Origin of the sequence: Ornithinimicrobium humiphilum (genome assembly GCF_006716885.1) — a bacterium.
Taxonomy (GTDB): Bacteria; Actinomycetota; Actinomycetes; order Actinomycetales; family Dermatophilaceae; genus Ornithinicoccus; species Ornithinicoccus humiphilus.
This window is the reverse complement of the sequence record NZ_VFPU01000001.1, coordinates 2,529,994-2,548,565: the sequence shown is the minus strand read 5'-3', so window position 1 is coordinate 2,548,565 and position 18,572 is coordinate 2,529,994. Positions and strand designations below refer to the sequence as shown.

Genomic DNA, 18,572 nt, shown 5'->3' with positions numbered 1-18,572 from the left:
GGTCTCCCGGGTCAGCGGGAGGTGTCGGGGTCGACCGGCATGCCGTAGAGCTCGTGCAGCCGGTCCTCGTCCTCCAGGTCCTCGGCCTCGGGCGGCACGCCCTGGCCGGCCTCGGGGGAGGAGGGGTCCGCCGGCTCCGCGGCGGCGGCGCCGGCAGGGTCCTCCTCGTGGTCGACCGCCTCGTCGTCGTCCGGAGGCGCGGCGGCGGCCTGCGGCTCGGCGCCGGCCTCCTCGAGCTGCGCGCCGGCGTCGGGCCCGTGCCCGCCGGTGGCACCCTCCGGCACCTCGACCAGGTCCGTCGGGTCGCCGTCGGCGCCGGGGACCGGGTCCGCGTCGGCATCGTCGTCGGACGCAGCCCCGGGGGAGGTGTCCTCGTCGGACGCCGTCCCGGGGTAGGGGTCACCGTCGGACGGCGGCTCCTGGTCGAACCCGTCGCCGGTCGGCGTGGGCGGTGGGGGGACCTCCATGGTCCGGTCCCCGTCCGTCTCGGGGCCGGCACCGGGCGCCACGACGCGCCCGTCCGCCCGGTCGTCGTCGGACGCCGTCGGCCGGGGGGACGGGGTCGGGCCCGCTGACGGGCTCGGGGGACGGCTGCCGGAGGGGCGCGCGGTCACCGGCACGAGCGAGTCGTCCGCCTCCGTCAGCCGGTCCATCCGGCGCAGCGCCTCCACGATGCGGCGGGCGGCGTCCTCGTCGCCCTCGGCGACGGCTCGCGCCAGCCCGCGCAGCGAGCGCAGCTCGGCGACGAGCCGGGCCCGGGCGGAGAGGTAGGGGTCGGGGCGGTGCGCCCTGGCGAGGGCATAGCTCTCGAGGACCGCGTCCCACGCCGGGCGGGGTGCCTGGGCCCACAGCTCGGCCAGGTCGGTCGCCGGATCGCCCACCATCGCCTCGTCCCAGTCGGTGACCGCGACCACCCGCCCGCTGGCGGCGTCCTCCTCGTCGGTGAAGGCCACCACCACGCTGGCGCCGGTGAAGGAGCCGTGGACGGGTGTGGTCGCGAACTGCCACAGGGGAGCGGCCTCGAAGGCCTCCTCCCACCGGGCCAGCAGCCCGGTCGGCACGCGACCGGTCTCGGCCGCGCGGTCGACCTCGGCGATGGCGCGCTGCCGGGTGCCCGCCGCGTCGAAGACCGGCACGTCCTGCTCCTCGAAGACCGCGCGGGGGATGTTGTGGACGGCCGCGAGGGCGCGCCCCACCGCGCTCCCCAGGCCGGGCCCGGCCGGCAGTCGGCGCAGGTCGAGGGGACTGCCCTCGACGTAGGGGTAGACCGCGGCGCTGCCGTCCTTGCCCACCGGGGCGTAGCCGGCCGCGGCGGGCACCTTGAAGGGCACGTGCCGGGAGAGCTGGCGCACCAGCTCGTCGTTGCGCTGGAGCCGGGCACCCGCCACCGGTGTGAGCGGCGAGCGCACGATCCAGCGGCGCCCGGTCGCGTCCTCGACGAGGGCGGACTGCAGCTCCTCGGAGCGCCCGTCGTCGCTGATCCCGGCCACCGCCACCGGCTTCATCCCGGGGACGGCGGCGCTGGCGAGGGCGGCCAGGGCCAGATCCGTGCGCATCACGGTCCCCACCGTATGCGCTCCTGCGCCCCGTGCCGCGGAGGTGGACCGGCACGTCCCACGTCGGTGGGGCCACCTACAGTGGCCGGGTGAGCCGTGCCGACGAGACCCTGCTGGACCTGGCGCTCTCCCGGGCCACCGTCGACCGCTCCGCCCGGGAGCGCGCCGACGACGCCACCGTGGCCAGGGCGCTGGCCGACCCCACCACCCGGGTCCTCGTGGTGCGCGACGGACGCACCCGGCTGCTCGGGGGCGACCGCGCGGCCCTGGACCTCCGACCGCCATGCCCCGGCGACGCCGATCGGACCCCGTGGTTCCTCGGACGGCACGACGACGTCGCCTACCTGGCGGTCGACGAGACCGAGGCCTCCGACGGGTCCTCCACGGGAGGCCCCCGCGACGGGTCGGTGGGCTGGGTGTCGTTGCGCGAGGTGGGCGCCGACCTCGACGACACCGAGGCCGGCCTGCTGACGACGGCGACCGCCCTCCACGGCTGGCACCGCACCCACCGGCACTGCCCGCGGTGCGGCACGGTGACCGAGGTGGTGCAGGGCGGTTGGGTCCGCCGCTGCCCGGCCGACGGGTCCGAGCACCACCCGCGCACGGACCCGGCGATCATCGTCGCCGTGGTCGACGACGACGACCGGCTGCTGCTGGCCACCGGTGCCAGTTGGCCCGAGGGCCGGATCTCGGTGCTCGCGGGCTTCGTCGAGGCGGGGGAGTCCATGGAGGCGGCCGTCGTGCGCGAGGTGCACGAGGAGGTGGGTCTGGACGTGGCGGACCTGGTCTTCCGGGGCGACCAGCCCTGGCCCTTCCCCGCGTCCCTGATGCTCGCCTTCCGGGCTCGGGCCCTGACGACCGACCTGGTTCCCGACCCCACCGAGATCCGCTCGGCCGCCTGGTACGCCCGCGGGGAGCTCGCCGACCTGGTGCGCGCCGGTGCCCGGACCCTGCCGAGCCGGGTGTCCATCGCCAGGGTCCTTATCGAGGAGTGGTTCGGCGGGCCGTTGCCCGAGCCGTCCCCGCAGGGGATCCGGTGAGCGCGGTCCCCGGCCCCGCCGACCCCGACGCGGTCCTCGAGGGCCTGGACCCCGAGCAGCGCGAGGTCGCCGCGCACCCGAGCGGCCCGATGGTCGTGCTCGCCGGCGCGGGCACCGGCAAGACCAGGGCGATCACCCACCGCATCGCCTACGGCGTGGCGAGCGGCGCCTACCACCCGTCCCGGGTGCTGGCCGTGACCTTCACCGCCCGGGCCGCCGGCGAGATGCGCACCCGGCTGCGCGGCCTCGGGGTCCCCATGGTGCAGGCCCGCACCTTCCACGCTGCGGCGCTGCGGCAGCTGCAGTTCTTCTGGCCCCAGGCCGTCGGCGGCCCTCCCCCGGAGGTGCTCTCCCAGAAGATCCCCGCGGTGGTCGAGGCGGCCGGACGCCTCCGGCTGCGGCTCGACCGGGCGGGGCTGCGCGACGTCGCCGCCGAGATCGAGTGGTCCAAGGTGAGCCTGCTGACGGCCGAGACCTATCCGGCGGCCGCGCGCCGCCAGGGCCGGCAGGTCGCCGGTCTCGACGCGACGGCCATGGCCAGGCTGCTGGAGGTCTACGGCGAGGTGTGCTCCGAGCGCCACGTCATCGACTTCGAGGACGTGCTGCTCCTCACGGTGGGGCTGCTGGACGAGCACCCCCGCATCGCGGCCCAGATCCACGAGCAGTACCGCCACTTCGTCGTCGACGAGTACCAGGACGTCAACCCGCTCCAGCAGCACCTGCTGGACCTGTGGGTCGGGGAGCGTTCGGACGTCTGCGTCGTGGGCGACCCCGCCCAGTCGATCTACTCCTTCACCGGCGCCTCCGCCGACCACCTGCTCTCCTTCTCGGCGCGGCACCCGGCCGCCCGCACGGTGCGGCTCGTCCGCAACTACCGCAGCACGCCCCAGGTCATCCACCTCGCCAACCTCGTGCTCGCCGGCGGCCGGCGCCCCGACGGCCCGACGGCCCGCGCGATGGCGCCGACCGTGCAGCTCGTCGCCCAGCGGGAGGACGGACCCGCGCCGACCCTCACCTCCTACCCCGACGACGAGGCCGAGGCCCAGGGCGTGGCGGCCACCGTCCGACGCCTGCTCGACACCGGGGTCCCGGCGAGCGAGATCGCCGTCCTGTTCCGCACCAACGGGCAGTCGGAGGCCGTCGAGACCGCGCTCGCCCGGGCCGACGTCCCCTACCTGGTCCGCGGGGGAGAGCGCTTCTTCTCCCGCGCCGAGGTCCGGGCCGGCGTGCTGCTGCTGCGGGGCGCGGTCCGGTCCGACGACGGCAGCAGCCCGCTGGGCGAGGTCGTGCGGGCCGTCCTCACCGGGGCCGGGTGGTCCCCGACGCCACCCGAGGGAGCCGGGGCGACCCGGGAGCGCTGGGAGAGCCTGCAGGCGCTCGTCCGCCTCGCCGACGACCTCGCGGGGACGGCGCCCGGGGCGCGGGTCGGTGACCTCGTCGCCGAGCTCGACCGCCGCGCGGCCGAGCAGCACGCCCCGACGGTCGAGGGCATCACGCTCGCCAGCCTCCACGCCGCCAAGGGCCTGGAGTGGGACGTCGTCCTCCTCGTGGGGTGCAGCGAGGGCCTGCTCCCCATCACCCTGGCCGACACTCCGGAACGCGTCGAGGAGGAGCGCCGACTTCTCTACGTCGGCATCACCCGGGCCCGCAAGGAGCTCCACCTGAGCTGGGCGGCGGCACGCGCCCCGGGCGGCCGCTCCTCCAGGTCCGTCTCGCGCTTCCTCGCCCCGGCCGCGACCGTGCTGGGCGAGGCGGCGGCCGCCCCGGGGCGGCCGCGGCGCAGCCGGTCCGGGCGCAGGGGCACCCCTGCCCCACGGACCTGCCGCTCCTGCGGGACCCTGCTCGACACCGCGGCCGAGCGCAAGGTGGGGCGCTGCTCCGCCTGCCCGCCCACCTACGACGAGGCGGTCTTCGAGGCGCTGAGGGCGTGGCGCAAGCAGGTCGCGGCCGAGGCGGGGGTGCCCGCCTTCGTGGTCTTCACCGACGCCACCCTGACCGCCATCGCGGAGTCGGTCCCCGCCGACCGGTCGGCCCTCCAGCAGATCTCCGGCGTCGGCGCGCGCAAGCTCGAGCTCTACGGCGACGGCGTGCTCGAGGTGCTCCGCCGGGAGTCCGCGCAGGGTTCCTGACCTGCGGGGACAGGGGCCGCCGGGCGGCTCTGGAAGACTTTCCGATAAATACGTTGTGCGCCGGGCGACCGGTCGCCTACAGTGTTTCCTGTCCAGCCCACGGCCGATCTGTGCCGTCGGGGTCGCGCAGCGCACGAGAGGAGGGTGGAAAGCCATGGAGATGACGATCGTCAACCTCGTCGGACCGTCCGTCGACGGTGCCCGCGGCCTGCCCACCACCTCTGATGGTGCGCGGCGTACGCGTGTGTTCCGCGACGTCGCGGGCGGCGTGCCGGTCTTCGGCGGCTTCGGCCGGCCCACCGGCACCGACGCCTCGCCGACCCCCGACCCCATCCTGGACGTGACCTTCGCGCCGACCAGCTAGGCCTCCCGCCTTCCTGCGTCCACCGGCCGCGAGTCCTCGTCCGAGGATCCGCGGCCGTTCTGCTGTCCGCACCGGGAACGACCCCGGTCGCAGTCCGGACCGTCGCGGATCCCCTCACCGCCGAGGAGACCGACATGACGACCACCGCAGTCCGAGCCCGACAGCAGCACAGATCCGAGCAGGAAGGAACTGACGTGCCTAGCGCCATGCTCACGCACGCCGAGAACACCCAGACGCACGCCCTCCGCAGCGTGGCGGCCGTCGTGGACCTCGTCGAGGAGGAGGCCCTGACCAACGCCCTGCCGTGCCGGCAGAACCCTGCCGACCTGTGGTTCGCCGAGCTGCCGGACGAGGTCGAGGTGGCCAAGTCGCTCTGCGGGCCCTGCCCCGTGCGCGAGGCCTGCCTCGCCAGCGCTCTCGAGCGCGGTGAGCCGTGGGGCGTCTGGGGAGGCCAGCTCCTCGTCCAGGGGACCGTCGTCCCCCGCAAGCGGCCGCGCGGCCGCCCTCGCAAGCAGGAGGTCGCCGCATGACCCGGCCCGGGCCGTCCCGCGGCGCCATGGTCCGCGCGGCCCTCACCACCCATCCATGAACGCACCGAACCAGAAGGACACCACTCATGAGCACGCAGATGACCGTTCTCGAGGCGCGGGCCGTCGCCCGCGACCGCGAGCGCTGGCTGCGTCCAGCCCCTCGGCACGCGCGGCTCCGGCCGCGACGCCCGACCCTGCTCGCGCGGGGCCGGCACCGGTCGAGCGCCCCGTCCGCGGCACCGCGCCGCGCAGGTCGCCTGGCCACCGCCCGGGGCTGATCGCAGCCGTCGGCCGACCGGCCGGCATCACGGGGGCCGTCCCGCACCGGGGCGGCCCCCGTCGTCGTCCCCGGCGTGCCACCGGCACGCCGGGTGCACGACCCACCGGCGCGTGACCACGTGCGGCGCGGCCGGGCCGAGCTCGTGGACGAGCCCCGCGTCGACGGGTCCGAGGGCGGGGGAGCCCACGGAACCCACGAGCAGCAGGACCACACCCTCCGTCGCCCGCGCCACGGCTTCGGGCACCTCCACCGGTCCGCCCTGCTCGGCCGGGTGGCCCAGGACCGTGGCTACGTGGGGCCAGGCCGGGTCACGATCACGGCGGTGCAGGTCGAGGCAGTGCAGGCAGGGGCCCGCGCCCGTCCCCACGACCGGCCCCACGAGGACCCGCCTCGGCTGCACGACCACCGGGAGAGCCAGCCGGCCGTCCCGAGCCACCTCCAGCCCGACGTCCGGAGGCACGACGTGGTGGTGCACCAGGACGTCCACGACATCGGTGCCCCGGGAGGGTGGGCTCTCGACCGTCCGGCGCAACCGTGCCGCGAGCGGGCCGGTGCCCACCACGCGGCAGCCCGCTGAGCGCCGCGGGACGGGCGGCCCGGAGACCACGGCCCCGGCGACGGCCTCCTGCAGGAGACCGTCGCCGGAGGAGTCGTCGGGGTCGGTCTGCAGCACCACGGCTCCCGGCCCGACGCCGACCTGACGTCGCCCGTCCGGACGTGCGGCCGAGGGGAGCGCGGGGCGGTGGGCCGGAGGTCCGAAGGTCATCCCGTCACGGTGCCACCGCGCCGGGCTCGACCCCTCGGGTTGTCCACAGCGCGCAGGCCGCCGGCCGGATCAGCCCTCCCGGTCCGGCGCCCCTGCGTCCGGGTCGTCGCCGGACGACAGCAGCCGCTCGATGTCCTCGTCCGAGATCGTGAGGGCGTCCTCGCCCGAGCCGCGACGGTCGGCATACCCGAGCGGGTCGTCCAGGTCGGCCGCGGTCGGGGCGACGTCGGGGTGTCCCCAGGCCTCGTCCCGGCCGGACGGGCCGCCGGCGGCCTCGAGGGAGCTCCAGAGGTTGGCGGCGTCGCGCAGCCGTCGCGGGCGCAGCTCGAGGCCCACCAGCGAGGCGAAGGTCTTCTCCGCCGGGCCACCGGTAGCCCTCCGACGGCGCACCGCCTCGGCCAGGGCCTCGACGTGGGGCAGGTGGGGCTCGGTCGCGCGTGCGCTGACCACGTCCACCCAGCCCTCGACCAGGGCGAGCAGGGTCTCCAGCCGGGTGAGCGCCGCCTGCTGGGCGGGGCTGGGCTCGACCGCGAAGAGGCCCTCGCCCAGGGCCGCCTGCATGGCCTCGGGGTCCTGGGGGTCGACCGACCGGACGGCCTCCTCGATCCCCTCGGTGTTGATGCGCATGTCCCGGGCGTACTCCTCGACCGCGGTGAGCAGCTGCGGACCGAGCCAGGACACCGCGGCGAACAGCCGGACCCGTGCCGCCTCGCGCACGGCGAGGTAGAGGTGCACCTCGCCGCCGTCGATCTCCAGGCCCTCGGCGAAGGTCGCCACGTTGGCCGGGAGCATCGCCACGGACTCGTCGCCGAGGAGCGGGATGCCGACCTCGGTGCCGGAGAGGGTCTCGCCCGCGAGCGCCCCGACGGCCTGGCCCACCTGGCCACCGAACATGCTCGCGCTCATGCGCCGGATCATCGGCTCCATCTGGCCCATGAGGGCCGCGGGGTTCATCCCGGGCGGGATGCCGGGGATGGCACCCATGCCCTCGGTGCCCAGCTGGCCGAGCTGCTGCTGCATGGCGTCGTTCATCGCACTCTGGAGCCCCTGCGCCACCGGGGTGGTGAGCCGGATCCAGACGGGCAGCGTCGCCTCGACCCACTCCGCCCGGCTGAGGGCGCGCGCCGGGCCGTCCGGGCGCGGGAAGTCGGTGACCTGGTCCAGCCACAGCGAGGCGACCTGGACCACCTGCTCGACGTCGCGGCGCGTGGCGTCGCCGATGGAGGTGTCGCCGGCCTGCGCCACGACCTGACGCGCGACGTCGTGGGCCAGCGTGCTGTTGACCGGGCCGTCGTCCCCGCCGCCGCCCCCGAGCAGCATCTCCATCTGGGCGCGCATCTGCTGCAGCTGGGAGGGGTCGAGCGAGCCCAGCCCCATCGACTCCAGGGCCTCCCGCATCTGCGGGGGCACCTGACCGCCGAAGAGCGCCTCCAGCGGGTCGGGCTCGTCGTCGGGTCGCTCTGCGGGCGGGTGGTCTGACACGGTGGTCGATCCTTCCTGGCAGGGTCTGGGTGCACCCAGCCTGCCACTCCTGAGACGATGACGTCCTGCTCAGGACGGCGCAGGCGCCGTCCTCTCTTCCTGACAACACCTGGAGGCCCCGGTGAGTTCCACGACCGCCGCAGCCCAGCGGTCCCGCCGCCACCTCGGGACGCCGCGGGTCGCTCTCACGCGGGCCGCGTCGCGGCTGGGGACGACGCTGGCCGAGCAGCTGGCCCTCTCCGGGGACCGGGTCGTCGGGATCGACGCGAGCGCCGGGACCGCCGTCGACGTCGACTGGCGGGCGGGCGACCTCGCGTCCCCGACCGTGGTCGGGGCGCTCGGCGATGTGGACGTCCTGGTCCACCTGGTCTGGGACCACGACCTGGAACAGGCTCTCCGGGAGCAGCCGGCCGCCCGGCGGGTGCGGCTGCTGGGGGAGGCCAGGGCGCTGACGACCGCCGCGGCCGCGGCCGGGGTGGGTCACCTCGTGCTCGTGACCAGCGCGATGGTCTTCGGCGCCCGCCCCGACAACCCCGTGCCCCTGCCCGACGACAGCCCGCTGCGCACCTCCGACGCCGAGGGCCTGGTGGCCGACATGGTCGCGGTGGAGGAGGAGGTCGCCGCCCTCGCACGCCCGCATCCCGGCCTGCGGGTGACGGTGGTGCGCCCGGCCGCCCTCGTCGGCCCCGGCGTCGACACCATGATCACCCGGCACTTCGAGGCTCCGCGCCTGCTCACCCTGCGCGGCACCCGCCCGCTGTGGACCTTCTGCCACGCCGAGGACCTCGGCAGCGCACTCACCACCGTCGTCCACGAACCCGTCCCCGACCAGGTGACCGTCTCGTCCTGGGGCACCCTGGAGCAGTCCGAGGTCGAGGAGATCTCCGGGATGCGCCGCATCGAGCTCTCGGTCGCTGCGGCCGAGTCGGCCGCGGACCGGCTGCACCGCCTGGGCGTCGTGCCCGTCCCGGCCAGCGACCTGGCCTACGTCGCCTATCCCTGGGTGACGGAGCCGACCGCGCTGGGGCAGCACGGCTGGGTGCCCGCCTACAGCAACGCCGACTGCCTGTCCGTGCTGCTCGAGGGTGTCCGTGGGCACCACGCGGTGATGGCGCGGCGGGTGCGCTCGCGCGACGCGGTGGGGGCGGCCGCGGCGGGCGCGGCGAGCGCCGCGGTCGCCGTCCTCGCCACCGCAGCACTCATGCGCCGTCGCCGCACACGGGACTAGCCGCGGCACGGCCCCGGCAGGGGACCTGCCCGCAGCGACCTCCCAGGGGGCATGGGGCATGATGACGCGGTGAGCCGTCCGACCGTCGTCACCGATATCCGTGACACCGCCCTGTCCGTCGACGAGGCCCTCGCCGCCGTCTCGCACCCGCGTGCGGGTGCCGTCGCCCTCTTCGTGGGCACGGTGCGCGAGCACGACGAGGGCCGCGAAGGCGTCACGCAGCTCGACTACAGCGCGCACCCCGACGCCCTGGAGCAGCTCACCGCGATCGCCCGGTCGGTCGCCGAGGGCGACCAGGTCCACGGGGTCTACGCGGTGCACCGGGTCGGGAGCCTGACCGTCGGCGACCTGGCCGTGGTCTGCGCCGTCTCGGCCGAGCACCGCGCGGAGGCCTTCGACGGCGGGCGGCGCCTCATCGAGGAGCTCAAGGCCACCGTGCCGATCTGGAAGCGGCAGGCCTGGGCCGAGGGCGACCACAGCTGGGTGGGTCTGTGAGCTCGCCCTACCACGAGGGGTATGACGCACCCGCCGAGCGCCCGCCGCACACCGGGATCGGAAAGCGCTCGGGCGGGGTCCTCGGCCTCGTCGTCGGCGCGGTCCTGGTCGGTGCCGGCCTCAACCTCGTCACCGTCGACAAGGTGGTCTACCTTCCCGGTCCGGTCTACGACACGCTCCAGGAGATCGACGGCAAGCCGGTGGTGAGCGTGCCCGACGATCTGGAGACCTATCCCACCGGGGGGTCCCTCTACTTCACGACCGTGCGCCTCGACGGCGGGCCGGGCCAGAAGGTCACGGCCTGGGAGTGGCTGCGCGCGAGCGTCGACCCCTCGCGCTCGGTCTACCCCCGCGCACAGGTCTTCCCGCCGGACGTCACCGCCGAGCAGGTGCGCGAGCAGAACAGCGAGCTCATGGCGCACTCGCAGCACGACGCCGCCGTCGTCGGCCTGCGCGCTGCTGGCGTCGAGGTGCCCGAGGACATCGTGGTCGCGCAGGTGATCGTGGACGCGCCGGCGGACGGCGTGCTCCACGTGGACGACCAGATCCTCCAGGTCGAGGGCGAGCCGGTCACCGACACCGAGTCGGTGCGCAGCCGGATCCAGGCGGTCGAGCCCGGCGAGTCGGTCTCCATCCTCGTCCTGCGCGACGAGGAGGAGGTCGAGATCGACGTCCCGACCAAGCGCGACGCCGAGACCGGCCGCACGATCGTCGGCGTCTACCTCGCCCCCCGCTACGAGATGCCCTACGAGGTGGAGATCCAGGCGGGCGCGGTCGGTGGCCCGAGCGCGGGACTGATGTTCTCCCTCGCGGTCTACGACACCCTCACCGAGGGCGCGCTCACCGGCGGCGCCGCCGTGGCCGGCACCGGCACGATCTCGGGCCAGGGTCTCGTGGGCCCCATCAGCGGGATCCCCCAGAAGATGTACGCCTCGGCGGAGGCCGGCGTGGACCTCTTCCTCGCGCCCGCCGCCAACTGCGACGAGGTGGTGGAGGCCACCCCGCGCGGGCTGACAGTGGTGCCGGTGTCGACCTTCGACGAGGCCCTGGAGCACGTCGAGGCGCTCGCCGAGGCGGGCGGCGACGCCACGAGCCTCGACCTGCCGACGTGCGAGCAGGTGCTGGAGGGCGACGGCGCCACCGAGACGGGCGGCTGAGCCTCAGTCCGTCAGGGTGGCGGCCAGGGCGTGGGTGAGGCCGGGCGCGATGTCGGTGCCCACCGCGACCGCGTCGTCGCTGTCGTGGTCGCGCTGGCGCAGCAGGCAGATCTGCGAGCCGTCGCGCAGGCAGGCGGCGAGGAGCCGGACGTCCTTGCGCCCGGGGTGGGCGACCAGCACGTCGGTCGCCGCCGCCGGGTCCTCGGGCAGCTCGCGCTCCGCCTCCGGCGGCACCACGATGCGCTCCACGGCGATGGCCGCGCCCTCGACCTCCTCGGGCCAGGCGATGCGGCCCAGCAGCGACTCGAGGTCGGACGTCGGGGGCAGGCCCTCCTGCTCGACCGCGGTGTAGCCGGTGGGGTCGGCGTCGGCGAGCTGTCCCTGCAGCGTCGGCTCGCGCTCCTGCAGCAGGGCGGTGCGCACGAGCGCGAAGAGACGCGGCGGCTGGTCCCACCCGAGGCGCGCGACGTGACGCTCGGTGTCGACGGCAGCGGTGAGCAGCGGGGTGGGCTGGACGGGGGACTGGTCGCTCGGCACGCCCCCATGGTCGCACCTCCGGGACGGGGGCGACTGGCCGAGGGCCGCCGTCCCCCGCCGGATAGGCTGGCGGGGTGAGCTCCCAGGACAACGACCCAGACCGCGACGACGCGACGGGCCCGCCGCCCGGAGGCCCCTTCCGAGGATCCTTCGCCGGTGCCGGGGGCCCGGTGCCGCCCGGGCGGGGCCCGGTCCGGGCCGGCCGCGGCCGGCTGCTGCCCACCGTCCTCATCCTCGTCGCCGTCCTGGCCGTCATCGGCTGGGGCGCGACGCTGTGGACCGAGTTCCTCTGGTACGAGTCCGTCGGCTTCCGCAACGTCCTCACCACGCGGCTGCTGAGCCAGATCGGGCTCTTCCTCCTCGCCGGGGCCCTGACCGGGCTCGCGGTGTGGTCCGGCCTGTGGCTGGCGTGGCGGCACCGCCCGGTCTACGCACCCAGCACCCCGGAGCAGGCGGCCCTCGACCGCTACCGCAGCGCCCTGGACCCGATGCGTCGCCTGGTCTTCGTCGCCGTGCCCCTCCTGCTCGGCGCCTTCACCGGCACCGCCGCGGCGTCGCAGTGGCAGACCGTGCTCCTGTTCGTCAACCGCGAGCCCTTCGGCGTCGTCGACCCCCACCACGGCATCGACGTCGGCTTCTTCGTCTTCAGCCTGCCGTTCTGGCAGATGGTCGTCTCGTTCGCGACCCTCGTGCTGGGGCTGACCCTGGTCGGCGCCCTGCTCACGCACTACATCTACGGCGGCCTGCAGCTGCAGGGCGGCCCCGGCTCCTCCCGCACCACGACCGCCGCACGCGTCCACCTGGCGACCGTGCTGGCCCTGCTGCTGCTCGTCCGGGCCGGCGGCTACTGGATCGAGCGCTACTCGCTCTCCATGACCGAGCACGCCCGCATCACGGGTATGCAGTACACCGACGTCCACGCGGTGCTGCCGACGCGGGGAATCCTCGCCGTCGCGGCGCTGCTGTGCGCCCTGTTCTTCCTGTCGACCATCTGGACCCGGACCTGGCGCCTGCCCCTCATCAGCCTCGCCGGCCTCCTGGTGGTCGCCCTGCTGCTCGGAGGCGCCTACCCCGCGCTGGTGCAGCAGCTGAGGGTCGTGCCCTCGGAGGCCCAGCTCGAGGCGCCCTACATCGAGGACGCCATCCAGAGCACCCTGGCGGCCTACGACCTCGAGGGCATCGAGAAGATCGACTACAACGCCGAGACCGAGGCGGAGCCCGGCCAGCTGCGCAGCGACGCCGACACCGTGCCCGGCATCCGCATCGTCGACCCCTCCGTGGTCTCGCCGACGTTCCGTCAGCTCCAGGGCGTGAGGAACTACTACCAGTTCGCCGACGCCCTCGACGTCGACCGCTACGAGGTCGACGGGGAGCGGGTCGACACCGTGATCGCCGTCCGCGAGCTCAACCTCGCCGGCATCTCCGCCGGGCAGCGAAACTGGGTGAACGACCACACGGTCTACACCCACGGCTTCGGCGTCGTCGCCGCCTACGGCAACCGCCGCTCGGCCGAGGGCGAGCCGGTCTTCTACGAGCGCAACATCCCGCCGGTCGGCGGGCTGGGGGAGTACGAGCCCCGGATCTACTTCGGCGAGGCGTCGCCGACCTACTCGATCGTCGGTTCCCCCGCCGACGTGGCGCCCCGCGAGCTCGACTACCCCGCCAGCGGCCAGGACAGCGGAGCCGGCGAGGTCCGCAACACCTACGACGGGGTGGGCGGCGTCGCGATCGGCAACCTGGCCAGGAGGGCCGCCTACGCCATCAAGTACCGCCACCTGGAGATCCTGCTGTCCGACTCGGTCAACAGCGAGTCGGTCATGCTCGACCACCGCAACCCCCGCGAACGCGTCGAGCGCGTCGCGCCCTGGCTGCGCCTCGACGGCAACCCCTATCCGGCGATCGTCGACGGCCGGGTGCTCTGGATCATCGACGGCTACACCGTCAGCAGCCGCTACCCCTACAGCCAGCTCGAGGAGCTGGGCGAGGCCACCGCGGACTCGCTCCAGCAGGCGGAGAACATCCGTTCGATCGGGCAGGGCAAGGTCAACTACATCCGCAACTCGGTCAAGGCCACCGTGGACGCCTACGACGGCACCGTGAGCCTCTACACCTGGGACGAGGAGGACCCCCTCCTCAAGGCGTGGAGCAAGGTGTTCGACGGCAGCGTCCTGCCCATGGACGAGATCAGCGGTGACCTCATGAGCCACTTCCGCTATCCCGAGGACCTCTTCAAGGTCCAGCGCGAGGTGCTCTCCCGCTACCACGTCCAGGACGCGGGCTCGTTCTTCACCGGCCAGGACTTCTGGACCGTCTCCGAGGACCCGAGCGTCGAGGGCGAGGCCAAGCCCGACATCCCGCCCTACTACCTGTCCATCGCCATGCCCGGCCAGGACGAGCCCACGTTCAGCCTGACGACGACCTACATCCCGGCCGGTTCCGAGCGCCAGAACCTCACGGGCTACCTGGCCGTCGACGCCGACGCGGGCAGCGAGGCGGGGGAGCGCCGGGAGGACTACGGCACGATGCGGATGCTCGTGCTGCCGCGCGAGACCACGGTGCGCGGCCCCGGCCAGTTCCAGAACGAGGTCAACTCCTCCAACGAGGGGTCCGAGGCCTTCGACGTGACGCTGTCGCAGTTCCTCAACCTCAACCGCCAGCAGGGCTCGCAGGTGACGATCGGCAACCTGCTCACACTGCCCGTCGGCGGCGGCCTGCTCTACGTCGAGCCCGTCTACGTCCAGTCGGCCGGTGGGTCGTCCTACCCGCTCCAGCGGGTCGTCGTGGCGGCCTTCGGCAACGAGCTCGGCTGGTCCGACACCCTCGACGGTGCCCTGGACGAGCTCTTCGGAGGCGACTCGGGTGCCACCGCCGGTGACGCCGGCGACGAGGGTCCGACGACGAGCCCGCCCACCGACGGCGAGGACGGCGGCGAGGACGCGGGCGACCCGGGGGCCGAGCCGACGGGCGACCTCGCGGAGGCGATCGCCGAGATCCAGCAGGCCTACGAGGACGGCCAGGCCGCCCTCGAGGAGGGCGACTGGCAGGCCTACGGCGAGGCGCAGGAGCGTCTGCAGGAGGCCATCCGCAAGGCCGTCGAGGCCAGTCCGGAGGGCGGTTCCCTGACCCTGCCCGGCGGCGACGCCGGGGCGGACGACGCGACGCAGACCGACGCTCCCTGACGACGTCCGCACCGGGTGGCCGGACCCGATTTGGTCCGGCCGCCCGGTGTGGCGTAAGGTAGTGACCGCATCGCGGGGTGGAGCAGTTCGGTAGCTCGCCGGGCTCATAACCCGGAGGTCGCAGGTTCAAATCCTGCCCCCGCTACCACCCAGGACAGGCCCGGAGGATCTCCTCCGGGCCTGTTCTCGTGTCCGGGGCCGTCCGGGTGTGCGACACCTCCCGCGGGGCTCCAGCCACGAGCTCTCCCCGGCGGGCGCCGTCGGACGCCCGACGTAGAGTGGAGGACCTATGCCGCTGGACTTCCCGATCGCGACCACGACCCTGCCCAACGGGCTGCGCGTCGTCGTCAGCGAGGACCGTTCCGTGCCCAGCGTGTCGATCAACCTCTGGGTCGAGGTGGGCTCCCGTGACGAGGACCCGGGTCGCACCGGGCTGGCGCACCTCTTCGAGCACCTGATGTTCCAGGGGTCCGAGCTCGTCGAGGAGGGCGAGCACATGGCCCTCCTCATGTCCGAGGGCGGCCGCGCCAACGCGACCACGTCCTTCGACCGCACCACCTACGTCGAGTCGGTGCCGACGGGCGCGCTCGAGCTGGCGCTGTGGCTGGAGGCCGACCGGCACGGGCACCTGCTGCCCGCCGTGACGCAGGCCAACCTCGACAACCAGCGCGACGTCGTCGTCGAGGAGAAGCGCCAGCGCTACGACACCGTCCCCTACGGCCAGGCCCTCGCCCACGCGTGCCGGCTGCTCTTCCCCGAGGGCCACCCCTACCGGCACACCACGATCGGGGACATGGCCGACCTGCAGGCCGCGACGCTCGACGACGTCCACGCCTTCTACACCACCCACTACGGGCCCCGGCGGAGCATCCTCACCCTCGTCGGTGACGTCTCCGCCGACGAGGCGTTCGCACTGGCCGAGCGCTACCTCGGGCACCTGGAGGACGGGTCGGCACCTCGCCGCGCCCCGGCGGCGCCGCTGGGGCCGCTCGCCGCCCCGGTCGAGCTCGACGTCGTGGAGGAGGTGCCCAGCGAGCGGCTCTACCTCGCCTTCCGGCTGCCGGCGGTGACCGACCCGGAGTTTCTGCCCTGCGCCCTGGCGCTCGACGCGCTGGCCGGGCTCGGCGTCTCGCGGCTCCACCTGCGCCTGCTGCGGCGCGAGGAGACGGCCAGCGGCGTGCACGCCACCGCCCTCGGGCTCGCGGGCGGCACCTCGCTGGGGCTGGTCGTCCTCGACGTCTCGGACGGGGTCGACCCGGCGATCGTGGAGGCGGCCGTGCACGAGGAGCTCGAGGCCCTTGCCGCCGGCGGCCCCCTGGAGGCGGAGCTCGAGGCCTCCCGTGCCGACACCGAACGCTCGTGGCTCGAGGCGATGGCCAGCTTCGACGAGCGAGCCGACCTCCTCAGCCGGGCGACGTCCGTCCACGGCGACCCCGGCCAGGTCAACCGCTACCTCGACGACGTCCTGGAGGTGACCGGCGAGCAGGTGCGGGCTGCCGCCGCCCGCTGGCTGGCCCCGACCGCCGCCGCGACCCTGCGCTACCGCCGCCCGGCGGAGAGCCTGGACGCGCAGGACGAGATGGCCGGTGACGTCGAGGCCGTCGTGGCCCACGCCCCGGACGGGGTCGAGCGATGAGCCGCGTCCTGGAGCGCCCGGTCGTCCGACCGCCCCGCGCCTGGACCTTCCCGGTGCCCGCGGAGTCGCAGCTGCCCAACGGCCTGCGCCTCCTGCTCGTCGACCTGCCCGGCCAGCACGTGCTCTCGCTCCGCCTGAGCCTGCCCCTCCCCGTCTCCTCGGAGGCGCGGGGGACCGAGGGCTCGACCCTGCTCATGGCGCGCGCCCTGGACGAGGGGACGTCCGCCCGCACCAGCGAGGAGATCGCCGAGCTGGCCGAGCGGCACGGCATCGCCTGGGGCGCCGGCGCGGGCGAGCGGGGGGTCCACCTCGGCCTGGAGGTCACCTCCCGCCACCTGGCCACGGCGGCGGAGCTGATGGCCGAGTGCCTCGCCGAGGCGAGCTTCCCGCAGGCCGAGGTGGCCCGCCTGGTGCGGCACCGGCTGGTGGACATCGCCCACGACGAGGCCGACCCGGGCTCGCGCGCCGCCCTCGAGTTCGCGCGCACCTACTACGACGACCGTGACCGGCCGCACCTGCCCGTCGGCGGCACCAGGGGCACGGTCGCCCCCGTGACCCGCGAGCTGCTGCTCGAGCGTCACCGGCTCCTCGGCCCGGCCGGCGGTGCCGTGGTGCTGGCGGGCGACCTCTCCACGGTCCCCGACCCCGAGGGCCTCCTGGCCGCCACGCTCGGGGCCTGGGCGGGGTCCGGTCGAGCGGGCGAGCGCCCCGGACAGGCCCGACGGGCTCCGGACGCCGGCCGCGTCGTGCTCGTCCCGCGTCCGGGTCTGGCCCAGACGGAGGTCTACCTCGGCCGGCCCGGCCCCGACCGGCGCACGGCGCACGGGTGGGGCACCTTCCAGGCTCTCGGCATGCTGCTGGGCGGATCGCCCCACGCGCGCATCGACCGCGTCCTGCGCGAGGAGCGCGGCTACACCTACGGCATGCGCGCGGGCTTCCGGCCGCGTGCCTCGGGCGGTCTCACCGTGGTCGGGGGGTCGGTGCGCGCCGACGCCACGCTCGACGCGCTGCGCGAGCTGCTCCTGATCCTGGACACCCCGGGCTCGGAGCTGACCGGGCGCGAGGTGCGCGAGGCGGCCGACTTCCTGGCCCGCACGGCGCCCGGTCGCTACGGCACCGCCGACGCCGTGGCGGAGGAGGTCGTCGCCCTCGTCAGCGACGGCCTCGAGCCGGACCAGGTGACGCGGACCATCGACCAGCTGCGCGAGCTCACCGTCGAGCAGGTCGCCGCGGCCTGGGACGAGGTGCGCTCCGGCCCGGCGTGGACCCTCGTCCTGGTGGGCGACCCGGAGCACGCCGAGGGCGTCGCCGACCTGGGCATGGGGCCGGTCGTCGTCGTGGACTGACGGACGGTCAGCCCTGAGCGCCCGTCGACGGCGCCAGCGCGCCCAGCACGGCGTCGTGGAGCACGCCGTTGGTGACGACCACCGGGGTCGAGGTGGTGCCCGTGCCGGGTCCGACCACCTCGGCGCCCCACGGGTCGGTCATCCGCCCGCCCGCCTCGCGCACGAGCGCGTTGAGCGTGGAGAGCTGGTAGCGGTCCATGCTCGCCGCCAGTGCGACGTCGGTGGCCCCCTCGGCCGTGAGGGCGTGGCTCCAGAAGTCGCCGTAGGCCCGCGTGCGCCATACCCGGTCGGAGAGCTGGGCGAAGCCCTGCCCGTGGGGGCCGAACAGCCAGGAGGCGACCTCGTCGACCGAGACCGAGGCGTGCTCGAGGACCGAGGTGTCGGAGACCGCGACCTGCCGCGCCCGGCTGAGCTGACGACCGGTCCAGGCGCCCGATCCCGTGCCCGCCCACCAGCGCCGGGCCAGCGACGGCGCCGCGACCAGGCCGAGCACCGGCTGGTCCTCGACGACCAGGGAGATGAGGGTGGCCCAGACCGGGACGCCGCGCACGTAGTTGGCCGTGCCGTCGAGGGCGTCCAGGACCCAGCGCCGGTCGCCCTGGCCGGTGGGCTCGAGCACCCGGCCCTCGACCCGGTCGCGGGGGCGCGTGCGCTGCAGCTGGTGGCGCAGCAGCTCCTCGAGCCGCTCGGTGGCCTGCGTCGTCAGGGCCCCGTCGTCGGTGACGGAGACCTTGAGGTCGAGCGAGCCGAAGAGGTCCAGCGCCGTGCGCTCGACGGCGTCGGCGAGGACGTGCGCGAGGCGGAGGTCGTCGTCGAAGGTGGCCACCGGCCCACCGTAGCCGCAGGT

The 18,572-nt window shown here is 74.9% G+C and carries 16 protein-coding genes and 1 tRNA gene; 12 read left to right on the top strand and 5 right to left on the bottom strand.

Features of this window, described 5'->3' with window-relative positions; translation table 11 throughout:
- Window positions 1-11: 11 nt before the first annotated feature.
- Window positions 12-1,556, bottom strand: coding sequence for a phosphotransferase (locus tag FB476_RS11990; RefSeq protein ID WP_238329781.1), 1,545 nt, complete (start codon window positions 1,554-1,556; stop codon window positions 12-14).
- 89 nt (window positions 1,557-1,645) lie between these two features.
- On the opposite strand from FB476_RS11990, the gene nudC reads away from it, so the two are divergent.
- The 5 genes from nudC (at window position 1,646) to FB476_RS11970 (ending at window position 5,897) form a co-directional block, all read left to right on the top strand.
- The gene (gene nudC / locus FB476_RS16705; protein ID WP_202876972.1) at window positions 1,646-2,596 is read left to right on the top strand and encodes an NAD(+) diphosphatase; all 951 of its coding nucleotides are present in this window, start codon (window positions 1,646-1,648) and stop codon (window positions 2,594-2,596) included.
- Window positions 2,593-4,725 (top strand): ATP-dependent DNA helicase UvrD2, encoded by a 2,133-nt coding sequence (locus FB476_RS11985; RefSeq protein ID WP_272949398.1) that lies wholly within the window; start codon window positions 2,593-2,595, stop codon window positions 4,723-4,725. The genes nudC and FB476_RS11985 overlap by 4 nt, the downstream gene beginning before the upstream one ends.
- A gap of 154 nt (window positions 4,726-4,879) precedes the next feature.
- The gene (locus FB476_RS11980) at window positions 4,880-5,089 is read left to right on the top strand and encodes a hypothetical protein (protein ID WP_141819094.1); all 210 of its coding nucleotides are present in this window, start codon (window positions 4,880-4,882) and stop codon (window positions 5,087-5,089) included.
- A gap of 194 nt (window positions 5,090-5,283) precedes the next feature.
- Window positions 5,284-5,619, top strand: coding sequence for a WhiB family transcriptional regulator (locus tag FB476_RS11975; protein WP_238329690.1), 336 nt, complete (start codon window positions 5,284-5,286; stop codon window positions 5,617-5,619).
- An 86-nt stretch (window positions 5,620-5,705) separates the two neighbouring features.
- Window positions 5,706-5,897 (top strand): hypothetical protein, encoded by a 192-nt coding sequence (locus FB476_RS11970; RefSeq protein WP_141819092.1) that lies wholly within the window; start codon window positions 5,706-5,708, stop codon window positions 5,895-5,897.
- Window positions 5,898-5,924: 27 nt separating this feature from the next.
- Here the strand turns inward: FB476_RS11970 and FB476_RS16505 are convergent, their stop codons facing one another.
- Together FB476_RS16505 and FB476_RS11955 are read right to left on the bottom strand one after the other, a co-directional pair.
- Window positions 5,925-6,665, bottom strand: a complete 741-nt coding sequence (locus FB476_RS16505; RefSeq protein ID WP_170233609.1) for a hypothetical protein — start codon at window positions 6,663-6,665, stop codon at window positions 5,925-5,927.
- 69 nt (window positions 6,666-6,734) lie between these two features.
- Window positions 6,735-8,147, bottom strand: coding sequence for a zinc-dependent metalloprotease (locus FB476_RS11955; protein WP_238329689.1), 1,413 nt, complete (start codon window positions 8,145-8,147; stop codon window positions 6,735-6,737).
- Window positions 8,148-8,268: 121 nt separating this feature from the next.
- On the opposite strand from FB476_RS11955, the gene FB476_RS11950 reads away from it, so the two are divergent.
- From FB476_RS11950 to FB476_RS11940, 3 genes are all read left to right on the top strand, one after another.
- Complete coding sequence (locus FB476_RS11950; RefSeq protein WP_141819086.1) at window positions 8,269-9,375, top strand: NAD-dependent epimerase/dehydratase family protein; 1,107 nt, start codon at window positions 8,269-8,271, stop codon at window positions 9,373-9,375.
- Between the two features lie 69 nt (window positions 9,376-9,444).
- Window positions 9,445-9,870 carry a molybdenum cofactor biosynthesis protein MoaE gene (locus FB476_RS11945; RefSeq protein WP_238329688.1) on the top strand — a complete coding sequence of 142 codons (426 nt, stop codon included), beginning with the start codon at window positions 9,445-9,447 and terminating at the stop codon, window positions 9,868-9,870.
- The gene (locus FB476_RS11940; RefSeq protein ID WP_141819082.1) at window positions 9,867-11,027 is read left to right on the top strand and encodes a YlbL family protein; all 1,161 of its coding nucleotides are present in this window, start codon (window positions 9,867-9,869) and stop codon (window positions 11,025-11,027) included. The genes FB476_RS11945 and FB476_RS11940 overlap by 4 nt, the downstream gene beginning before the upstream one ends.
- Before the next feature lie 3 nt (window positions 11,028-11,030).
- On the opposite strand, the gene FB476_RS11935 is transcribed toward FB476_RS11940, so the two are convergent.
- Entirely contained in the window at window positions 11,031-11,564 is a 534-nt protein-coding gene (locus FB476_RS11935) for a PPA1309 family protein (protein WP_141819081.1), read from the bottom strand.
- A 74-nt stretch (window positions 11,565-11,638) separates the two neighbouring features.
- Here FB476_RS11935 and FB476_RS11930 point away from each other — a divergent pair, with 74 nt between their 5' ends.
- The 4 genes from FB476_RS11930 to FB476_RS11915 all read left to right on the top strand — a co-directional run bounded on the left by FB476_RS11930 (window position 11,639) and on the right by FB476_RS11915 (window position 17,725).
- The gene (locus FB476_RS11930) at window positions 11,639-14,743 is read left to right on the top strand and encodes a UPF0182 family membrane protein (RefSeq protein ID WP_238329687.1); all 3,105 of its coding nucleotides are present in this window, start codon (window positions 11,639-11,641) and stop codon (window positions 14,741-14,743) included.
- A gap of 71 nt (window positions 14,744-14,814) precedes the next feature.
- Window positions 14,815-14,891: transfer RNA gene (locus FB476_RS11925), tRNA-Met, on the top strand.
- A gap of 141 nt (window positions 14,892-15,032) precedes the next feature.
- A complete protein-coding gene (locus FB476_RS11920; protein ID WP_141819079.1) occupies window positions 15,033-16,379 on the top strand; it encodes a M16 family metallopeptidase in 1,347 nt (448 codons plus the stop codon).
- Complete coding sequence (locus FB476_RS11915; protein WP_141819077.1) at window positions 16,376-17,725, top strand: M16 family metallopeptidase; 1,350 nt, start codon at window positions 16,376-16,378, stop codon at window positions 17,723-17,725. The genes FB476_RS11920 and FB476_RS11915 overlap by 4 nt, the downstream gene beginning before the upstream one ends.
- A 7-nt stretch (window positions 17,726-17,732) precedes the next feature.
- Here the strand turns inward: FB476_RS11915 and FB476_RS11910 are convergent, their stop codons facing one another.
- Entirely contained in the window at window positions 17,733-18,551 is an 819-nt protein-coding gene (locus tag FB476_RS11910; protein ID WP_141819075.1) for an inositol monophosphatase family protein, read from the bottom strand.
- Window positions 18,552-18,572 lie beyond the last annotated feature (21 nt).

What these genes read in the sequence shown, in the direction of transcription:
- FB476_RS11990 (WP_238329781.1), bottom strand. Translation starts at nt 1,556, where the DNA reads ATGCGCACGGATCTGGCCCTGGCCGCCCTCGCCAGCGCCGCCGTCCCC.
- FB476_RS11970 (WP_141819092.1), top strand. Translation starts at nt 5,706, where the DNA reads ATGAGCACGCAGATGACCGTTCTCGAGGCGCGGGCCGTCGCCCGCGAC.
- FB476_RS11915 (WP_141819077.1), top strand. Translation starts at nt 16,376, where the DNA reads ATGAGCCGCGTCCTGGAGCGCCCGGTCGTCCGACCGCCCCGCGCCTGG.
- FB476_RS11980 (WP_141819094.1), top strand. Translation starts at nt 4,880, where the DNA reads ATGGAGATGACGATCGTCAACCTCGTCGGACCGTCCGTCGACGGTGCC.
- FB476_RS16505 (WP_170233609.1), bottom strand. Translation starts at nt 6,665, where the DNA reads ATGACCTTCGGACCTCCGGCCCACCGCCCCGCGCTCCCCTCGGCCGCA.
- FB476_RS11920 (WP_141819079.1), top strand. Translation starts at nt 15,033, where the DNA reads ATGCCGCTGGACTTCCCGATCGCGACCACGACCCTGCCCAACGGGCTG.